The sequence below is a fragment of the Brevibacillus sp. SKDU10 genome (assembly GCF_001645205.1).
GTDB lineage: Bacteria > Bacillota > Bacilli > Brevibacillales > Brevibacillaceae > Brevibacillus_B > Brevibacillus_B halotolerans.
Genome location: NZ_LSSO01000212.1, coordinates 13,726 through 32,204, shown reverse-complemented (window position 1 = coordinate 32,204; position 18,479 = coordinate 13,726). Strand labels below are relative to the sequence as shown.

Below are 18,479 nucleotides of genomic sequence, written 5' to 3'. Positions count from 1 at the left end.
TCATACCAGCTATTTTTATAGAAGTCAACCTATTATTCTATAAAAAATTACTTTCTATTAAATTGATAAGGAGGCGGTTTCCCCAGAGAGGAAACGCCTCTTTATCAATATAGCAAACTAAGATTCTACTGATACTGTTTCTAGTACATCTGTGTTACCTTCTGCTTGTTCACGATTTAAGAGTCTTGAGTTGCGATAACGGTTCATACCGGTACCAGCCGGGATCAGCTTACCAATAATTACGTTCTCCTTCAATCCAAGTAGCTTATCTACTTTACCCTTAATCGCTGCATCTGTAAGAACACGTGTTGTTTCTTGGAAGGATGCTGCAGACAAGAAGGAATCTGTCTCCAAGGATGCTTTTGTGATACCAAGCAACACTGGACGTCCAACTGCTGGGCTCTTACCAGACATAAGCACTTTCGCATTGGCTTGCTCAAATTCATGAACTTCTACGAAAGAACCTGGCAACAGATCAGTTTCTCCACTATCAATGACACGCAATTTACGAAGCATTTGACGAATCATTACCTCAACGTGCTTGTCGTTGATTTCTACCCCTTGCATACGGTAAACTTTCTGAACCTCTTGCAGGATGTAGTTGGATACACCGCGCTGACCGCGTACTTTCAGCATTTCTTTCGGGTCTACAGAACCCTCTGTTAACTCATCACCGGCATTTAGTTTTTGGCCAACAGATACCTTGATACGTGCACCGTATGGCGCTGCGTATTCTTTGTTTTCTGCTTCACCGCGAACCTCGATGATGCGTTTATCTTTATCTTCACGGATGCTAACCACTTCTGAGTCGATTTCGGTGATAACCGCTTGACCTTTCGGGTTACGAGCTTCAAACAACTCTTGGATACGCGGCAAACCTTGCGTGATATCGTCCCCTGCTACCCCACCGGTATGGAACGTACGCATTGTTAACTGTGTACCTGGTTCACCGATAGATTGTGCAGCAATAATACCTACTGCTTCACCGATTTCTACCTCTGCTCCTGTTGCTAGGTTACGGCCATAGCAACGTTTGCAGACCCCGTGACTTGTGCGGCAAGCAAGTACGTTACGAATGTATACATCTTGAATGCCAAGCTTAACGATTAATTCAGCCATCTCCTCGGTAATTTCCTCATTGCGATGAACAAGGATCTCGCCTGTTTCAGGATGACGAACAGTTTCAAAGCAGGTACGACCTTCCAATCGGTCAGACAGCTTTTCGATTTCTTCTTTACCATCTTTAATAGCACTTACGCGAATACCTTTATCTGTTCCGCAATCTTCTTCGCGAACGATAACGTCTTGCGCTACGTCTACCAGACGACGAGTTAAGTAACCTGAGTCAGCAGTACGCAGGGCTGTATCGGCCAAACCTTTACGCGCACCATGCGTAGAGATGAAGTATTCCAATACCGTCAAACCTTCACGGAAGTTGGATTTGATCGGTAACTCGATGATTCGACCTGACGGGTTTGCCATCAGACCACGCATACCAGCTAGCTGAGTAATCTGGGACACGTTACCACGGGCTCCGGAGTTAGCCATCATGTAAATCGCATTGAATTGATCCATGGATTTCATGAGAACGTCAGTAACTTCATCTTTAGCTTTTGACCAGATGGAGATAACACGGTCATAACGCTCATCTTCGGTAATTAAACCACGACGGAATTGCGTCATTACCGCATTTACTTTCTCATCAGCACTGCTAAGAATGGATTGTTTTTCAGATGGAACTACGATATCGGCAACGGCAATCGTAATACCAGCTTTTGTTGAGTATTTAAATGCCAATTCTTTTATTTTATCAAGAATTTCAGAGGTCATGGTTGTTCCAAAGCGACGGAAGCATTCAGCAATGATTGTTCCCAAGAAGCCTTTTTTAACAGCACCCGGATCCTTCAAGCTCTTAATAAAAGCAGTAGTATCCTGACCTTTTTCAAACATAAAGTACTCATCAGAAACTTGGTTCTGAAGGTTGTCTCTTGTAGGAGCATTAATGTATGGCAGCTCTGGAGGGAAAATTTCATTAAAGATTACTTTACCTACCGTAGTTGCTAGCAATGCATCCTGCTGTTTTTCCGTAAATGAAGTTTTGCTCAAGCTCTTAGCCGGAATAAGGATGCGTGTTTGCAGCGTGATATATGCATTCTCATAAGCTGCAATCGCATCAGCAGGGTCACGGAAGATAGAACCTTCACCCACATCTCCTCTGCGCTCCAGCGTCAGATAGTAAGAACCAAGCACCATATCCTGAGAAGGTGTAACAACTGGTTTACCATCTTTCGGGTTCAAGATGTTTTGAGCAGCAAGCATTAGGATACGAGCTTCAGCTTGTGCTTCCGCAGACAATGGTACGTGAACCGCCATTTGGTCACCGTCAAAGTCAGCGTTATAAGCTGTACATACGAGCGGATGCAGACGAATCGCACGTCCCTCAACCAATACCGGCTCAAATGCTTGAATACCCAAACGGTGCAAGGTAGGAGCGCGGTTTAGTAATACAGGATGTTCCTTGATTACCTCTTCCAATACGTCCCATACCTCAGGCTGTATACGTTCAACTTTACGTTTTGCACTCTTAATGTTATGAGCTAGGCCTTTTGCTACAAGCTCCTTCATTACGAAAGGCTTGAACAGTTCCAACGCCATTTCCTTAGGCAGACCGCATTGGTACATGCGAAGGTTCGGTCCTACTACGATAACGGAACGACCAGAGTAGTCAACACGTTTACCCAAAAGATTTTGACGGAAACGACCTTGCTTACCTTTAAGCATATGACTCAAAGATTTCAATGGACGGTTACCAGGACCAGTAACAGGACGTCCGCGACGACCGTTATCAATCAACGCATCCACTGCTTCTTGTAGCATACGTTTTTCGTTTTGTACGATAATGTCTGGCGCGCCAAGTTCAAGGAGGCGTTTTAGACGGTTGTTGCGGTTGATCACACGACGATACAAGTCATTTAGGTCAGATGTCGCAAAACGCCCACCATCCAACTGTACCATCGGGCGCAATTCTGGAGGAATTACAGGCAATACGTCAAGTACCATCCAATCAGGACGATTACCAGAGTTACGGAATGCTTCCAGCACCTCTAGACGTTTAATCGCACGAGTACGGCGTTGACCCTGTACAGTTTTTAAATCTTCCTTCAGAGTGCTTACTTCTTTTTCAAGATCAATTTCAGCTAGCAAACGGCGAATTGCTTCAGCACCCATCGCTGCTTGGAAGGATTGACCATATTTCTCGCGGTAGTTACGGTATTCTTTTTCAGACAAAAGTTGTTTTTTGTCCAAAGGAGTATCCCCGGCATCTACTACTACATAAGAAGCGAAGTAGATAACTTCCTCAAGGGAACGTGGAGACATATCCAGCACCAGACCCATGCGGCTTGGGATACCTTTGAAATACCAGATGTGGGAAACAGGAGCAGCAAGCTCAATGTGTCCCATACGTTCACGACGCACTTTTGCACGAGTTACCTCAACGCCGCATCGATCACAGACTACACCTTTATAACGAACGCGCTTGTATTTACCGCAATGACATTCCCAATCCTTGGTTGGTCCGAAAATACGCTCACAGAACAAACCATCTTTCTCAGGCTTCAGGGTACGGTAGTTAATTGTTTCAGGTTTTTTAACTTCCCCGAAAGACCACGAACGGATCTTATCGGGAGAAGCTAAACCAATCTTCATATATTCAAAATTATTGACGTCAATCACAGGGCGTTACCTCCCTCTTGTACCGGAATCTTACTCATCTTGTGCGCCTATGCTTTCAGGTAAGAGATTTAACTTTTCTCCAGTTCCTTCATCCTCATCATCGGTTTCGCGCATTTCAATTTCCTGCTCGTCTCCAGAGAGGATTTTTACGTCCATACCTAAGCTTTGAAGTTCTTTAATCAATACTTTGAATGATTCTGGAACGCCCGGTTCTGGTACGTTTTCACCTTTAACGATCGCTTCGTACGTTTTAACACGACCAACAACATCGTCAGATTTAACGGTGAGGATCTCTTGCAGAGTATATGCGGCACCGTATGCTTCAAGCGCCCATACCTCCATCTCCCCGAAGCGCTGACCACCAAATTGGGCTTTACCACCCAATGGTTGTTGCGTAACAAGAGAGTATGGTCCAGTTGAACGAGCATGAATCTTATCGTCAACCAAGTGAGCCAGTTTCAGCATGTACACGCAACCTACTGTTACACGGCGATCGAATGATTCACCTGTACGGCCATCGTATAGAAGGGTTTTACCGTCACGGTCTAATCCAGCTTCTTCAAGTGTATCAAGAACATCGTCTTGACGTGCACCATCGAAAACAGGAGTCGCTACGTGAATACCCAACAATTTAGCAGCCATACCTAAATGTGTTTCAAGTACCTGACCGATGTTCATACGCGATGGTACGCCCAGTGGATTCAAGACGATCTCAACTGGTGAACCATCCGGTAGGAACGGCATATCTTCTTCCGGCATGATACGGGCAATAACCCCTTTGTTACCATGTCGACCGGCCATTTTATCCCCAACGGAAATCTTACGTTTCTGAGCAATGTATACACGCACTAGTTGATTAACACCTGGAGGCAATTCATCGCCATTGTCGCGAGTAAATACTTTTACATCAACAACAATACCGGAGCCACCGTGTGGTACACGCAGTGATGTATCACGAACTTCGCGTGCCTTTTCACCGAAGATCGCGTGCAATAGGCGCTCTTCCGCTGTTAGCTCTGTTACACCTTTAGGCGTTACTTTACCAACAAGGATATCGCCATCGCGGATCTCGGCACCAACGCGAATGATACCACGTTCATCAAGATTCTTCAGCGCCTCTTCCCCTACGTTCGGAATATCGCGTGTAATCTCTTCTGGTCCTAGCTTCGTATCACGCGCTTCGGATTCATATTCTTCAATATGAATGGACGTGTAGACGTCATCTTTAACCAGTTTTTCACTTAGCAAGATCGCATCCTCGTAGTTATAACCTTCCCAAGTCATAAACGCTACGATAACGTTGCGACCAAGCGCCAATTCGCCCTTCTCAGTGGACGGACCATCACCGATGATATCGCCTTTTTCGATAATATCGCCAGGTTTTACAATCGGACGTTGGTTAATGCAAGTCCCTTGGTTAGAACGGATAAATTTGTGCATTTTATATTTATCTAGGTCTCCGAGAACTTGTTTGCCGTCAACCTCTATATAACGTCGAACAGTTACTTCGCGAGCTGTTACACGCTCTACTTTTCCAGGCCATTTTGCAACAACCGCAACACCGGAGTCTTGCGCTGCTTTATGTTCCATACCAGTTCCTACAAATGGAGCTTGAGGAATTAGCAAAGGAACGGCCTGACGTTGCATGTTTGATCCCATTAGGGCACGGTTGGCGTCATCGTTCTCAAGGAACGGAATCAACGCTGTCGCAACTGACACAACCTGCTTAGGAGAGATGTCCATAAAGTCTACCTTATCGCGAGGAACGTTAAGGATTTCACCTTTGCGGCGGCAAATAACCATCTCGTTAGCAAATCTGCCATCTTCAGCTAGTGGCTGATTCGACTGAGCTACGTTATATACATCCTCTTCATCAGCAGTCAGGTATTCAATCTCAGACAATACAACGCCTGTTTCAGGATTAATTTTACGGCGAGGTGTTTCAATAAAGCCGTAATCATTAATACGAGCAAACGTAGACAAGGAGTTGATCAAACCGATGTTTGGTCCCTCTGGAGTCTCGATCGGACACATACGTCCATAGTGAGAGTGATGCACGTCCCGCACTTCGAAACCAGCGCGTTCACGCGTCAAACCACCAGGTCCTAATGCGGACAAACGGCGTTTATGTGTTAACTCAGCAAGCGGATTCGTTTGATCCATGAACTGCGAAAGCTGGGAGCTACCAAAGAACTCTTTGATTGCCGCGATCACAGGACGGATGTTAATCAAAGCCTGCGGTGTAATTTGATTTTGATCTTGAATGGACATGCGTTCACGAACCACGCGTTCCATACGAGAAAGACCGATACGGAATTGATTCTGTAACAATTCACCTACAGAACGCAGACGACGGTTACCCAAATGGTCGATATCGTCTGTAGTACCTACACGATGCAGTAGGTTAATAAAATAGTTAATTGCCGAAACGATGTCTGCTGGAGTAATATGCTTTACAGACATATCAATATTCGCATTACCGATAACCTTAACTACTTTACCTTCTTCATCAAAGATATCTATAGATTGAAGAGTAATCGTTTCATTTTCTAGAACTCCACCATGTGTACGTACGTCCACATAGTTTACGCCACCCTCCAACATCGGAAGAATCTTTTCCATAACACGACGGTCAATAATTTGACCCGCTTCTGCAATGATTTCACCTGTTGTTTTATCAATCAGCGTCTCAGCAAGACGTTGGTTGAATAGGCGGTTTTTAATATGGAGCTTTTTGTTCATTTTATAGCGACCTACTGATGCTAAATCATAGCGCTTTGGATCAAAGAAGCGAGAGATCAATAAGCTCTTCGCGTTCTCAACTGTAGGTGGTTCACCTGGACGCAAACGCTCATAGATTTCGATCAAAGCTTTCTCAGTAGAATCGGTGTTATCTTTTTCAAGCGTGTTGTTAACGAATTTCTCGTCATGACCAAGCAGGTCTAGAATATCTTTATCAGTTCCAAAACCTAAAGCACGAAGTAATACTGTAACTGGAATTTTACGAGTACGATCGATACGCACATAAATAATATCTTTCGCATCGGTTTCAAGTTCAAGCCATGCTCCACGGTTCGGAATAACAGTAGCGCTAAAAGTCTGTTTACCGTTCTTATCAATTTTAGTGTTATAGTAAACACTAGGGGAACGAACGAGCTGACTGACAATAACGCGCTCCGCTCCATTTATAATGAAGGTACCCGTTTCTGTCATCAGTGGGAAATCTCCCATAAAGACTTCTTGCTCCTTCACTTCGCCCGTCTCTTTGTTTAGAAGACGTACTTTAACACGCAATGGAGCAGCATACGTTACATCACGTTCCTTCGACTCGTCTACGCCGTATTTAGGCTCACCAAGACTATAATCAATAAACTCCAGCACTAAATTACCAGTAAAGTCTTGGATTGGCGAAATGTCTTGGAACATTTCTCTTAAACCAGTATCCAAAAACCATTGGTAGGATTTTTGCTGAATTTCGATTAGGTTAGGTAGTCCCAGTACTTCGTTGATTCGAGAATACGTGCGACGCTGGCGGTGCTTACCGCTCTGGACCAGTTTACCTGCCAACTCATTCACCCCTCACTATTTGTTGCAACATCCTTTATTAGATGTTGACCGCAACATGTCTTCCCTCTTAATATTTAGGAAAACGGAAAGCATCTAGCAATATAACACCAGACGCTGAAGACACAAAAATAAAAATGGGTTAACCATTTAACCTCATTTTTGATAAAAAACTCTATTCTAAAAGAATTCCCAACCTTTTACAGCTTTAACCCTCTACGCTAAAAAATCAGCATAAAAAGGTGTTGACAAATCAGGAATCGCTCAGTTTAGACATTTAACCCATATTGACATTTTATAATGTTAACATAAGGAAAATGCCTCGTCAAGGAGATTTGGTCATTTTATTGCTCGAATTATAAAATAACCCTTGCTTTTTTCGACAGTTTCTACCTCTCGAAAATATTCTTCTAATTTTTTAATAGCAGATGGTGCGCCTTGCTTTTTTTGAATAACAACCCACATCTCACCATCAGGCGCCAAAAGCTTATAGCCTTCCGTGAAAATGTGATGCACCGTCTCTTTTCCAGCTCGGATGGGAGGATTGGTTAAGATAACATCAAACTCTCTACCCTCTACTTGTTCGTAAAGGTCACTGACCATAATCTCCACATTGGAAATACCATTTCGCTCTGCATTCCGTTTCGCAAGCGCTACTGCTCGTTCATTTATATCAATCATGGTAACGAGACCCTTGTTAGCTATCGATGCAGCCGCAAACCCTATCGGACCGTAGCCACAGCCTACATCAAGAACGCGTGCACGTTCCGAAAACTGCATGGTTTCTATTAAGAGCACGCTCCCAAAATCAATTCGTTCCCGAGAAAAAACACCACTATCGGTAGTAAAGTGATAGGTTTTTCCACGCAGCTCAAAATCAAATTCAGCTTCCTCATGTGCCGATTGTGGTCGGTTTGTGTAATAATGATCACTCATCCTCTTGCCTCCTTTCCCAAGCAATTCATTAAAATGAAATAAGCCTAGATAGCAGAAATCCCCCAACCTTTATAGGTAAGGGGGATTTCTCTATAGACAGTAGAAGAATTACTTAACTTCTACAGTTGCACCTGCTTCTTCAAGCTTAGCTTTCATGCCTTCAGCTTCGTCTTTAGAAACGCCTTCTTTAAGAGCTTTAGGAGCGTTATCTACCAAGTCTTTAGCTTCTTTCAAGCCAAGACCAGTGATTTCGCGAACAACTTTGATTACGTTGATTTTGGAAGCTCCACCGCTAACTAGGTTAACAGTGAACTCAGTTTGCTCAGCAGCTGCTTCAGCGCCACCAGCCATAACAGCTACAGGAGCTGCAGCAGTTACACCAAACTCTTCTTCGATTGCTTTTACTAGATCGTTCAATTCAAGAACGGACATACCTTTGATAGCTTCTAAAATTTGCTCATGATTCATTTTATTGTCCTCCAATCTTTCTTATAACGAATTAGGCACCTTGGCCTTCTTTTTGTTCGGAAACAGCTTTAACCGCAAGCGCGAAGTTGCGAACTGGTGCTTGTAGTACGCTGAGAAGCATAGACAACAAACCTTCGCGAGATGGTAGTGCAGCAAGTGCTTTGATTTCAGCAGCGCCTACTACTTTACCTTCAATAACTCCACCTTTGATTTCAAGTGCTTCATTTTTCTTTGCGAAGTCAGCGATGATCTTCGCAGGAGCAATTACGTCATCTTTGGAGAAAGCAATTACGTTTGGTCCCAAAAGGTATTGGTCCAAATCGCTCAAGTTTTCTTGAGCTGTAGCTAAACGAGCCAAAGTATTTTTGTATACTTTAAATTCAACGCCAGCTTCACGCAATTGTTTACGAAGTTCAGTTACCTGAGCAACTGTAAGACCACGATAGTCAGCTACTACAGTTGTTTGACTTTCGCGTAACTTAGTAGCGATTTCGCTGATAACTTGTGCTTTCTCTTCACGGATAACAGTTGGACGAATTTCTGCCATTTGTTACACCTCCCGTGCAATCAATCCTAATGTAAATTGAAAATGCCCTCGCAGACGTTCGCGAGGGCACATATCAACAGAGCTAATCTATTAACAGTACACACCTCGGAAGGGAATTAAGCAACTTGCCATTCGGTTCATTGCACCTTCTGTCTGCGGCATGACAATATTCTCTTTAACAACAGGTTATATATTATCAACTTCTCTAGTAGAAGTCAACTGTAATTATTTTACATCAACACGTACACCAGGACCCATAGTGGAGCTGATAGATACGCTCTTCATGTAAATACCTTTAGCTGCTGCTGGTTTTGCACGGTTAAGCGCATCTGTCAGAGCTGCAAGGTTTTCAGTTAGTTTTTGAACATCAAAGGATACTTTACCGATAGGAGCGTGGATGATACCACCTTTTTCTACACGGTATTCGATCTTACCAGCTTTGATTTCATTAACTGCTTTTGTAACATCGAATGTTACAGTTCCAGTTTTAGGGTTTGGCATTAGACCTTTAGGACCTAATACGCGACCCAATTTACCTACTTCACCCATCATGTCTGGAGTAGCAACGATAACGTCGAACTCAAACCATCCACCTTGGATTTTAGCAAGCATGTCTGCATCGCCTACGTAATCTGCTCCAGCTGCTTCAGCTTCTTTCGCTTTTTCACCTCTAGCAAATACAAGAACACGTTGTACTTTACCAGTACCGTGTGGCAATACAACAGCACCACGAATTTGTTGATCAGCACGTTTTGGATCTACACCCAAACGGAACGCTGCTTCAACTGTTTCATCAAATTTAGCAGAAGCTACATTTTTCACTAGCTCGATCGCTTCAGCTACAGGATAAACTTTAGTCTTATCGATCTGCTTTGTAGCTTCTAGATATTTTTTACCATGCTTAGGCATTTGCAAATCTCCCTTCAATGTGGTCGTAGCGGTTTAATCCTCCCACAGGATGAGGTCCAAAGCTTGTAACTCACCCTTAACAAGCAATCAAAGACAAATTAGTCTTCGATTACGATACCCATGGAACGGGCAGTACCTTCAACCATACGCATAGCTGCTTCAACAGAAGCTGCGTTTAGATCCGGTTGTTTCAAAATCGCGATATCACGAACTTTATCACGTTTCAAAGTAGCAACTTTTGTTTTGTTAGGCACGCCAGAACCAGACTCGATTCCTGCTGCTTTTTTCAATAAAATTGCTGCCGGTGGAGTTTTTGTAATGAATGTGAAAGAACGATCTTCAAATACAGTAATTTCTACTGGAATGATCATTCCTGCTTCACTCTCTGTACGAGCGTTAAATTCTTTACAGAAGCCCATGATATTAACCCCAGCTTGACCGAGTGCCGGACCTACTGGAGGTGCAGGGTTTGCCTTACCTGCTGGAATTTGTAGTTTAATTACGCGGATTACCTTCTTAGCCACGTAATACACCTCCTTCTTCGTGTGTGGTAATGCGGGGTACTCGCCCCTCCCACTCTACCAAAAAACCACATAAGTTAATCAGTAGTGAGATTGAGAACCGCATTCGTCTGCAGATTCTAGAATCATCAAGAACTGTATCATATGAAACGATACTTTTCAAGATGAGTTCTTAATCCATTTTTTCAACTTGTGTATAATCTAATTCAACTGGTGTCTCGCGACCGAAAATATCCAATAGCACGCGAATTTTTTGTTTGTCGGCCAGAATTTCAATGATTTCTCCATCGCGACCTGTGAAAGGACCATCCTTTACAGTAACCATGTCGCGAAGCTCAAAATCGATCCTAACTTTCGGCGCTTCAAATCCCATTGTTTTGAGAATTGTATCCGCTTCTTCAGGAAGCAACGCTGTTGGTTTGGAACCAGCTCCAGTGGATCCGACAAAACCCGTGACCCCTGGGGTATTCCGCACGACATACCATGAATCGTCCGTCATAACCATTTCAACAAGCACGTATCCAGGAAATACCTTTTTGGTAACTGTGCGTTTTTTACCGTCTTTATTCTCTACTTCTTCCTCAGTAGGAACAAGCACCCGAAAGATTTTGTCTTCCATGCCCATAGACTCAACACGTTTTTCCAGATTCGCTTTAACCTTGTTTTCATACCCAGAGTAAGTATGAACGACATACCACGCTTTTTCCATATCCACGAGGACGTTAGACGTCCGTCCCTCCTAAGACCCGAATATTACCTACTTCTTAATAATAAGACCGATTAGCTCTGAAATTCCAAAGTCCACCACAAACATAAATACCGCTAAGAACGTAATCGCAAGCACAACGACTGTTGTATAGCTAACCAGCTCTTTGCGATTCGGCCAGCGGACTTTTTTCAATTCAGAGACAACATCTTTTAAAAACGAACCTGTTCTGGAAAAGATATTCATATTGCTACCTCCAGACTTCTCGTTCATCATTATTTAGTTTCACGATGAACTGTGTGCTTTTTATCACGGGAGCAATACTTCTTCTTTTCGATGCGCTCAGGGTTCGTACGCTTGTTCTTCGTGCTGATATAGTTACGATCACCGCAATCGGTGCACGCTAATGTAATGTTTACTCGCATCATTGCCACCTCCATCTTTTCTGTTACCTAAAGACTATAACTACAACCCAAATAAACTCGGGAAAAACCGCTACTTTTTTCCGTATGTTCATAGAAGTAACCATAGAATCAACTCTATGGCTACCAAACAAATTTATCACATCAGCTAGCTTAATGTCAACGAAATGCCTTGACAATTTTATACACTATCGTTCTAACTAATTTTTCCTTGAATATAATTCGACAAAAAACAGGATTTTTTTGTTTATAGCCGAATACATGCTATAGACAATTTTGTAAAACTCCAAATTACAGTTGCACTTCTCTACCTTCTAAATATCGTTCCAATTTTCGTTTCACTCGTTGCAATGCATTGTCGATAGACTTTACATGGCGATCCAACTCGACTGCAATCTGTTGATAGGAACGTCCATCCAGATAAAGCATCAGTACCTGACGTTCCAAATCGCTAAGAATTTCACTCATTTTCCCTTCAATGTCGTCAAATTCTTCTCGATTAATAAACAGCTCTTCAGGATCAGTTACCTTTGTTCCACAAATCACGTCAAGCAATGTTCGATCCGAATCCTCATCATAGATGGGCTTGTCCAACGATACGTAAGAGTTAAGAGGAATGTGCTTCTGCCTAGTTGCCGTCTTTATCGCTGTAATGATTTGACGGGTAATGCATAACTCGGCAAATGCCTTAAACGAAGTGAGCTTGTCCCCTCTAAAATCCCGTATAGATTTGTATAGGCCAATCATGCCCTCCTGTACAATATCTTCACGGTCCGCCCCGATCAAAAAATAAGAACGAGCTTTGGCCCGTACGAAATTTTTGTACTTATTGATCAGGTATTCTAGGGCCTCAGCATCGTTCTCTCGTACTAACTCTACTACTTCTTCGTCGGACATCAGATCATATTGAGTATGTTTCAACTCCTTGAGGTCAACACTCACTATTATCCCTCCGACACCTGGTTACATAAGATAGTGTTATTATACATGAATCGATAAAATAGCGTCAACCAAATGCGTTTTACTCTCTTCTCCATTTTTCGAAGATTTTCGCTATTTCATCATTTAACGGAATCCGTGAAAAATGCTGGTCTTCATTTGTTTCTTTTACTGTTTGATTAATTTCCTTTTGGGCATTTTCTACTTCTAATAACAGCTCTCGCGCCGATTTCCGCAGAGCTCCCTGTCCAAAAATAACCCGCTGCGAGGTATAGTCGGATGTAGCTACATATATTTGTCGATTTTTCTCGAAAAACTCATGAACAAGTCGTTCAATTTTTTCGTCAGCCGTCTCTTTTTTCTTCGTAAAATAAACCTCAATCTTAAAATCTTCCTGTTTTTTTCCGATTCCCGGTATTTTATAGGCATCAAAAACGACAATGACTTTGGTTCCTGAGTAGCTTTGGTATTCAGCTAATTGAGAAATGAGGAGGTCGCGCGCCTCATCCATCTGATCCTGATCCTTTAAGACGCGCAACTGTGGCCAAGCCCCAATAATGTTATAGCCATCTACAATGAGCAGTTGCTTGCTCTTTCTTTTAGCCATTTCATTTTCCTCTAGGTAAGAGTGGGTTTCGTCCTCGATATACCTCATACATTAGAATAGCCGCCGCAACCGAAGCATTCAGCGAAGTAACTTGTCCAACCATCGGCAAACGATAAAGGAAGTCGCAATTCTCGCGTACAAGACGACTCATTCCCTTCCCCTCACTACCAATTACCAAAGCAAACGGCATGGTATAATCCCCTTCTCGGAAATCCTGTTTTCCTGCCGCATCTGTACCCCCAATCCAGAAGCCCTTTTCTTTTAGTTCCTCCATGGCACGTACAATATTGGTCACACGGGCAACCGGTACATATTCAATCGCTCCAGCAGATGCTTTCGCAACGGTTGCTGTCAAAGAAACAGATCGGCGTTTTGGTATAATAACGCCATGCGCTCCAACTGCATCAGCAGTCCGCAGAATCGAGCCTAAATTATGCGGATCTTCCAGCTCATCTAAAATAATGACAAAAGGTACTTCATTTCTCTCTTCTGCCTTAGCCAAAATATCATCTATCTCCACATAGTCGTACGCCGCTACTGAAGCAATAACTCCTTGATGGTTATCTGAGCTAACCAATTGATCCAACTTCTTTCGGTTAGCCGTGGTAATCACCACTCCAAGCTCCTTTGCTAGCGTGAAGATAGGCCCCATCTGGTTTTTATTAGCACCTTCAGCCATCCATATCTTATTAATAGTACGTCCCGAGCGCAAAGCTTCGATAACGGGGTTTTTACCCAAAATCCACTCTTCATTCATTTCATTTATTCTCCTTCCACGATCGCAAACGCTTGTTGAATAATCTCCTGCAATCGCTTGTCTTCACCATTCAAATATAAATAACCGACCAAGGCTTCAAATGCTGTAGCATGCCGATAATCAACAATGTTAGCATTCTTGGCACTTGATCCCGACTTAGCATTTCTTCCCCGCTTGACTTGCACCATCTCCTCCTCCGTCAAAGAAGGAAGGAGATGGTGCAGGATAGTCGCCTGCGCTTTTGCAGCCACATAGCGATTTGCCGTTTTATGCAGCAGATTTGGTTTTGCAATCCCTTGCGTTATCAAATGACAGCGCACGTAATGAGCGTACGTAGCATCCCCTAAATAGGCGAGCACTAGCGGATTAATAAGTTTAGGATCACGGGCTAGTGTATCTCTTTCTATCATCATGTTATTGCTCCTTATTTTCGACGCCAGCGAATACCCTGTGGTGTATCTTCAAGGATAATTCCCATCTCTTGTAGTTGATCGCGGATTTCATCAGAACGAGCAAAGTTTCGAGCCTTTCGAGCTTCTGTGCGTTCTGCTATTAAAAGCTCAATCTCTTCATCTAGCAAAGTAGCCTCTTCCTGCACAATTAACCCTAATACAGAGCTCAGCTCTTCTAGCAACTGGCGGTAAGCTTTGATTTCCGTAGCCCCTACGTTATCATGACGCGTATATAGATTAGCTTCCTTGGCAATGTCAAACAATACTGTAATTCCATTAGCAGTATTTAAATCATCATCCATCTCTTCCTCAAAACGCTTACGCAAGCTCTCAATTAACTGCGCTTGCTCCTGTGCTAAGCCATTTGGCTCTTCCCCGCGCGCCGTATTGAGACGATGCCCCAGATTTACATATGCATTTTTAATCCGTTCTAATCCATTCGCTGCTTGCTCCAGCATTTCATCACTGAAATTAATCGGACTGCGATAATGGCCGCTTAGCATGAAAAAGCGAATGAGTTGACCAGTGTATTTTGCAATCAGGTCGCGTGCTAACAAAAAATTGCCCAAGGACTTAGACATCTTTTCGTTGTCGATGTTAAGCATTGCGTTATGCATCCAGTATCGAGCGAACGGTTTGCCTGTAAAGCACTCTGACTGTGCAATTTCATTTTCATGGTGAGGGAAAGTAAGATCTGTTCCACCTGCATGAATATCAATGGACTCTCCTAAGAAGCGAAGGGCCATCGCAGAGCACTCAATATGCCAGCCAGGACGGCCCGCTCCCCAAGGGCTCTCCCAAGAAATTTCTTGAGGCTTAGCCGCTTTCCACAAGGCAAAGTCAAGCGGATTCTCTTTCTTTTCATTTACTTCAATGCGTGCCCCTGCTTGCAAATCATCTAGGGGCTGATGAGATAGTTTGCCATACTCTTTGAAGCGATTAGTGCGGAAATAGACATCGCCCTCACTCTCGTAGGCAAACCCTTTTTCAATTAACCCTTCAATAAAGGAAATAATTTCTGGAATCGTATTCATAACTCGCGGTTGAATATCAGGTGGCAGGACATTTACTCCCTGTAGATCCTGATTATATGCTAGCGTATAGCGGTCAGCCAATTCGGCCACTGTTGTCTGCTCTTCATTTGCTTTGCGAATGAGTTTGTCATCTACATCAGTGATATTTTGTACAAATGTAACCTCATAGCCTTTGTATGCCAAATAGCGGCGCAATGTATCAAACACGATAGCAGGACGCGCATTCCCTATATGAATATAATTATAAACGGTTGGGCCGCAAACATACATTTTCACTTTGCCTTCCTCTAACGGGACAAAGGCCTCTTTTTCGCGTGACATCGTGTTATATAAGCGTATGCTCATTATTTGATTTCTCCTTTTTAACTTGATCAAGCTCCACTTTTAATTGAGCAATTTCCTTTTGCATATCCCGAATCATTTCTAATATCGGGTCTGGTAAATTAACATGGTCCAAATCACATTCTACCTTTTGACCATTTTGCACCTTAATACGGCCCGGAATCCCAACTACTGTTGAGTGGGAAGGCACAGGCTGGAGGACGACAGAGCCCGCTCCAATTTTAGAGTAATCTCCAATTTTAAATGAACCGAGCACTTTTGCTCCAGAGGCGATAATAACATTGTTTCCTACCGTCGGATGACGCTTTCCTTTTTCTTTTCCTGTACCTCCAAGGGTAACCCCTTGATATATGGTTACATCATCGCCAATCTCACAAGTTTCCCCAATTACAACACCAGCTCCATGGTCAATAAACATTCTCCGACCAATCGTTGCTCCTGGATGTATCTCGATTCCTGTAAAAAAGCGCGTGATTTGAGAAACGAAACGAGCTGAGGTTTTCCATCCTCTTTTCCATAATCTATTCGCCACTCGGTGTCCCCAAATGGCATGAAGCCCTGCATAAGTTAGCACCACTTCCCACGTACTCCGTGCAGCAGGGTCACGCTCAAACACGATCTGTATGTCTTCCTTCATCCTAGCAAACATGGGACTCCCCCTATTCTTTTGCCTGACCACCGGTTTCTTAACGTTTCATCGTAAACGAAGCAGGCTTTACGTTTTGACAAGGCTTCAGCAGGGCAGGATGTTGCTTTTTCTCAGATGAATGCAAAAAACACCGCCTCTTACGCCTATATAGACGCAGAGACGGTGTTTTTACCGTGGTTCCACTCTGCTTAGATGAATCAAACTCTACCCCAAAGACGACTAGAGTTCATCTCGCTCAATACCCTTTATCGGCGGGTCCCCCGACCAATCTACTTTCAATAGACATTGTGTTCAATTGGTTGCTCCCAGGTGCATTTCCAAGAAGAGTCTACAAACGGCTTCCACCTATCCCGTTCTCTCTGTTGAATCCTCTTTCTTGTACTTCTCCTGTTCAACGCGTGCAAAATCTATGTTGTTTTTATTATAGACTAGAAATCACTTGATGTAGACGTGCCAATACTTTTTCGCGGCCAATTAAGTAAATGGATTGGCCAAGATCACGTCCGTGCGCCTGACCTGTAATGGAAACACGTACTGGCATAAATAGTGCTTTCCCCTTATATCCAGTTGCTTTTTGGACTGCCTTTAAAGAAGCATTGATTGTTTCTACACTATATTCATCTGCAGATTCAATGTGCTCCTTAAAGCTCACAAGTACCTCTTTTACTTGAGGTTCTTTTAATACAGCCTTGGCATCCTCTTCATAAACTACTTCATCTAAGAAAAAGAGAGCGGAAAGAGGTACAATCTGCGCACAATAAGACATTTGCTCTTGATATAGTGCTACGATTTGTTTTGCCCATTCTCTACGTTCAGTAGTCAATTCTTCTTCTAAGAAGCCAGCTTCTTGAAGATGAGGAATGCACATGTCCACGATCTCATCCACTGGTTTAGCTTTGAGATAATGATTATTCATCCAATTCATTTTAGTGCTGTCAAATACAGCCGGGGATTTGCTAACTCGATCGAAGCTAAATCGCTCGCTCAACTCTTCTAATGAGAAGATCTCTTGTTCCCCACCTGGAGACCATCCTAATAACACAAGGAAATTCACAATAGCTTCCGGCAAGTAGCCCATATCGCGATATTGTTCAATGAACTGAATAATGCTTTCATCGCGTTTACTCATCTTTTTACCCTCTTGATTTAAAATAAGGGCTAAGTGAGCAAATTGAGGTGCGTCCCAACCGAATGCTTCATAGATCATCAATTGACGAGGTGTGTTGGACAGATGCTCTTCTCCTCGAACAACATGACTGATTTTCATGAGATGGTCATCGATTACAACCGCAAAGTTATAGGTTGGGATACCATCTGGACGACAGATAACGAAATCTCCGCCCATTTCATTTGAATCAAAGGTTACTTCACCACGAACAAGATCGTTTACTGTATAAGAACGATTTTCTGGCATAATGAAATGAACAGAAGGAACTCGTCCTTCTTTTTCATAGGCAGCTTTTTGTTCTGGTGTTGTATGGCGGTGCTTTTCTAAAATACGAGGGGTTTCATTACGTGCAAGCTGCTCTTCGCGTTCTGCATCGAGCTCTTCCTTTGTTGCATAGCAGTAATACGCTTTTCCCTCTTTTAATAATTGTTCAATATATCCTTTATAAATATCCAAGCGGTCCATGCAACGATATGGGCCATATGGGCCACCGATATCATCGCCCTCATCCCAATCGACACCGAGCCACTTCAAGTTTTCCATTTGTTTCTCTGCAGCATTTTCCACATTGCGGACTTGATCTGTATCCTCGATGCGCACAATAAATTTTCCGCCTAAACGACGTGCATACAAATAATTAAATAGCGCTGTACGAGCACCGCCAATATGCAAATGACCGGTTGGACTCGGAGCATAGCGCAAACGAACTTCCTTTGTCATGAT

General features: G+C 43.2%; 17 protein-coding genes and 2 other annotated features. All 17 genes read right to left on the bottom strand.

Features of this window, described 5'->3' with window-relative positions; genetic code table 11:
- Positions 1-117 precede the first annotated feature (117 nt).
- The 17 genes from rpoC to gltX all read right to left on the bottom strand — a co-directional run bounded on the left by rpoC (position 118) and on the right by gltX (position 18,476).
- Positions 118-3,735, bottom strand: coding sequence for a DNA-directed RNA polymerase subunit beta' (rpoC, locus tag AYJ08_RS22080; RefSeq protein ID WP_064019496.1), 3,618 nt, complete (start codon positions 3,733-3,735; stop codon positions 118-120).
- A gap of 30 nt (positions 3,736-3,765) precedes the next feature.
- A complete protein-coding gene (rpoB, locus tag AYJ08_RS22075) occupies positions 3,766-7,302 on the bottom strand; it encodes a DNA-directed RNA polymerase subunit beta (protein ID WP_064019495.1) in 3,537 nt (1,178 codons plus the stop codon).
- Between the two features lie 336 nt (positions 7,303-7,638).
- Positions 7,639-8,235: a class I SAM-dependent methyltransferase gene (locus tag AYJ08_RS22070; RefSeq protein ID WP_064019494.1), complete on the bottom strand. Its 597-nt coding sequence runs from the start codon at positions 8,233-8,235 to the stop codon at positions 7,639-7,641.
- Positions 8,236-8,343: 108 nt separating this feature from the next.
- Complete coding sequence (rplL, locus tag AYJ08_RS22065; RefSeq protein ID WP_003333809.1) at positions 8,344-8,703, bottom strand: 50S ribosomal protein L7/L12; 360 nt, start codon at positions 8,701-8,703, stop codon at positions 8,344-8,346.
- 31 nt (positions 8,704-8,734) lie between these two features.
- Entirely contained in the window at positions 8,735-9,250 is a 516-nt protein-coding gene (gene rplJ, locus AYJ08_RS22060) for a 50S ribosomal protein L10 (protein WP_003345139.1), read from the bottom strand.
- Positions 9,251-9,278: 28 nt separating this feature from the next.
- Positions 9,279-9,427: a sequence feature (ribosomal protein L10 leader region), on the bottom strand.
- 48 nt (positions 9,428-9,475) lie between these two features.
- Positions 9,476-10,159 carry a 50S ribosomal protein L1 gene (gene rplA, locus AYJ08_RS22055; RefSeq protein WP_031413195.1) on the bottom strand — a complete coding sequence of 228 codons (684 nt, stop codon included), beginning with the start codon at positions 10,157-10,159 and terminating at the stop codon, positions 9,476-9,478.
- Positions 10,160-10,257: 98 nt separating this feature from the next.
- A complete protein-coding gene (gene rplK / locus AYJ08_RS22050; protein ID WP_018673911.1) occupies positions 10,258-10,683 on the bottom strand; it encodes a 50S ribosomal protein L11 in 426 nt (141 codons plus the stop codon).
- A 169-nt stretch (positions 10,684-10,852) separates the two neighbouring features.
- On the bottom strand, positions 10,853-11,389 hold the full coding sequence (gene nusG, locus AYJ08_RS22045; RefSeq protein ID WP_003345138.1) for a transcription termination/antitermination protein NusG: 537 nt from the start codon (positions 11,387-11,389) through the stop codon (positions 10,853-10,855).
- A 48-nt stretch (positions 11,390-11,437) separates the two neighbouring features.
- Complete coding sequence (secE, locus tag AYJ08_RS22040) at positions 11,438-11,632, bottom strand: preprotein translocase subunit SecE (RefSeq protein WP_003333814.1); 195 nt, start codon at positions 11,630-11,632, stop codon at positions 11,438-11,440.
- Positions 11,633-11,661: 29 nt separating this feature from the next.
- Entirely contained in the window at positions 11,662-11,814 is a 153-nt protein-coding gene (gene rpmG, locus AYJ08_RS22035) for a 50S ribosomal protein L33 (protein ID WP_255193757.1), read from the bottom strand.
- 285 nt (positions 11,815-12,099) lie between these two features.
- On the bottom strand, positions 12,100-12,750 hold the full coding sequence (gene sigH / locus AYJ08_RS22030) for an RNA polymerase sporulation sigma factor SigH (RefSeq protein ID WP_003333816.1): 651 nt from the start codon (positions 12,748-12,750) through the stop codon (positions 12,100-12,102).
- A 79-nt stretch (positions 12,751-12,829) separates the two neighbouring features.
- Entirely contained in the window at positions 12,830-13,354 is a 525-nt protein-coding gene (locus AYJ08_RS22025; RefSeq protein ID WP_064019493.1) for an NYN domain-containing protein, read from the bottom strand.
- A gap of 1 nt (position 13,355) precedes the next feature.
- The gene (rlmB, locus tag AYJ08_RS22020) at positions 13,356-14,111 is read right to left on the bottom strand and encodes a 23S rRNA (guanosine(2251)-2'-O)-methyltransferase RlmB (protein ID WP_031413190.1); all 756 of its coding nucleotides are present in this window, start codon (positions 14,109-14,111) and stop codon (positions 13,356-13,358) included.
- A 5-nt stretch (positions 14,112-14,116) separates the two neighbouring features.
- Positions 14,117-14,524: a Mini-ribonuclease 3 gene (locus AYJ08_RS22015; RefSeq protein WP_064019492.1), complete on the bottom strand. Its 408-nt coding sequence runs from the start codon at positions 14,522-14,524 to the stop codon at positions 14,117-14,119.
- Between the two features lie 11 nt (positions 14,525-14,535).
- Positions 14,536-15,942: a cysteine--tRNA ligase gene (cysS, locus tag AYJ08_RS22010; RefSeq protein WP_064019491.1), complete on the bottom strand. Its 1,407-nt coding sequence runs from the start codon at positions 15,940-15,942 to the stop codon at positions 14,536-14,538.
- Complete coding sequence (gene cysE, locus AYJ08_RS22005) at positions 15,923-16,588, bottom strand: serine O-acetyltransferase (protein WP_031413186.1); 666 nt, start codon at positions 16,586-16,588, stop codon at positions 15,923-15,925. Before cysE ends, cysS begins: the two co-directional genes overlap by 20 nt.
- Before the next feature lie 152 nt (positions 16,589-16,740).
- Positions 16,741-16,992 (bottom strand) — a binding site (T-box leader).
- Positions 16,993-17,009: 17 nt separating this feature from the next.
- On the bottom strand, positions 17,010-18,476 hold the full coding sequence (gene gltX / locus AYJ08_RS22000; RefSeq protein ID WP_064019490.1) for a glutamate--tRNA ligase: 1,467 nt from the start codon (positions 18,474-18,476) through the stop codon (positions 17,010-17,012).
- Positions 18,477-18,479 lie beyond the last annotated feature (3 nt).

Coding starts and splice junctions, on each gene's coding strand:
- AYJ08_RS22070 (WP_064019494.1), bottom strand. CDS start 8,235: ATGAGTGATCATTATTACACAAACCGACCACAATCGGCACATGAGGAA.
- rplL (WP_003333809.1), bottom strand. CDS start 8,703: ATGAATCATGAGCAAATTTTAGAAGCTATCAAAGGTATGTCCGTTCTT.
- rplJ (WP_003345139.1), bottom strand. CDS start 9,250: ATGGCAGAAATTCGTCCAACTGTTATCCGTGAAGAGAAAGCACAAGTT.
- rplA (WP_031413195.1), bottom strand. CDS start 10,159: ATGCCTAAGCATGGTAAAAAATATCTAGAAGCTACAAAGCAGATCGAT.
- nusG (WP_003345138.1), bottom strand. CDS start 11,389: ATGGAAAAAGCGTGGTATGTCGTTCATACTTACTCTGGGTATGAAAAC.
- secE (WP_003333814.1), bottom strand. CDS start 11,632: ATGAATATCTTTTCCAGAACAGGTTCGTTTTTAAAAGATGTTGTCTCT.
- rpmG (WP_255193757.1), bottom strand. CDS start 11,814: ATGATGCGAGTAAACATTACATTAGCGTGCACCGATTGCGGTGATCGT.
- AYJ08_RS22025 (WP_064019493.1), bottom strand. CDS start 13,354: ATGGCTAAAAGAAAGAGCAAGCAACTGCTCATTGTAGATGGCTATAAC.
- rlmB (WP_031413190.1), bottom strand. CDS start 14,111: ATGAATGAAGAGTGGATTTTGGGTAAAAACCCCGTTATCGAAGCTTTG.
- AYJ08_RS22015 (WP_064019492.1), bottom strand. CDS start 14,524: ATGATGATAGAAAGAGATACACTAGCCCGTGATCCTAAACTTATTAAT.
- cysS (WP_064019491.1), bottom strand. CDS start 15,942: ATGAGCATACGCTTATATAACACGATGTCACGCGAAAAAGAGGCCTTT.
- cysE (WP_031413186.1), bottom strand. CDS start 16,588: ATGTTTGCTAGGATGAAGGAAGACATACAGATCGTGTTTGAGCGTGAC.
- gltX (WP_064019490.1), bottom strand. CDS start 18,476: ATGACAAAGGAAGTTCGTTTGCGCTATGCTCCGAGTCCAACCGGTCAT.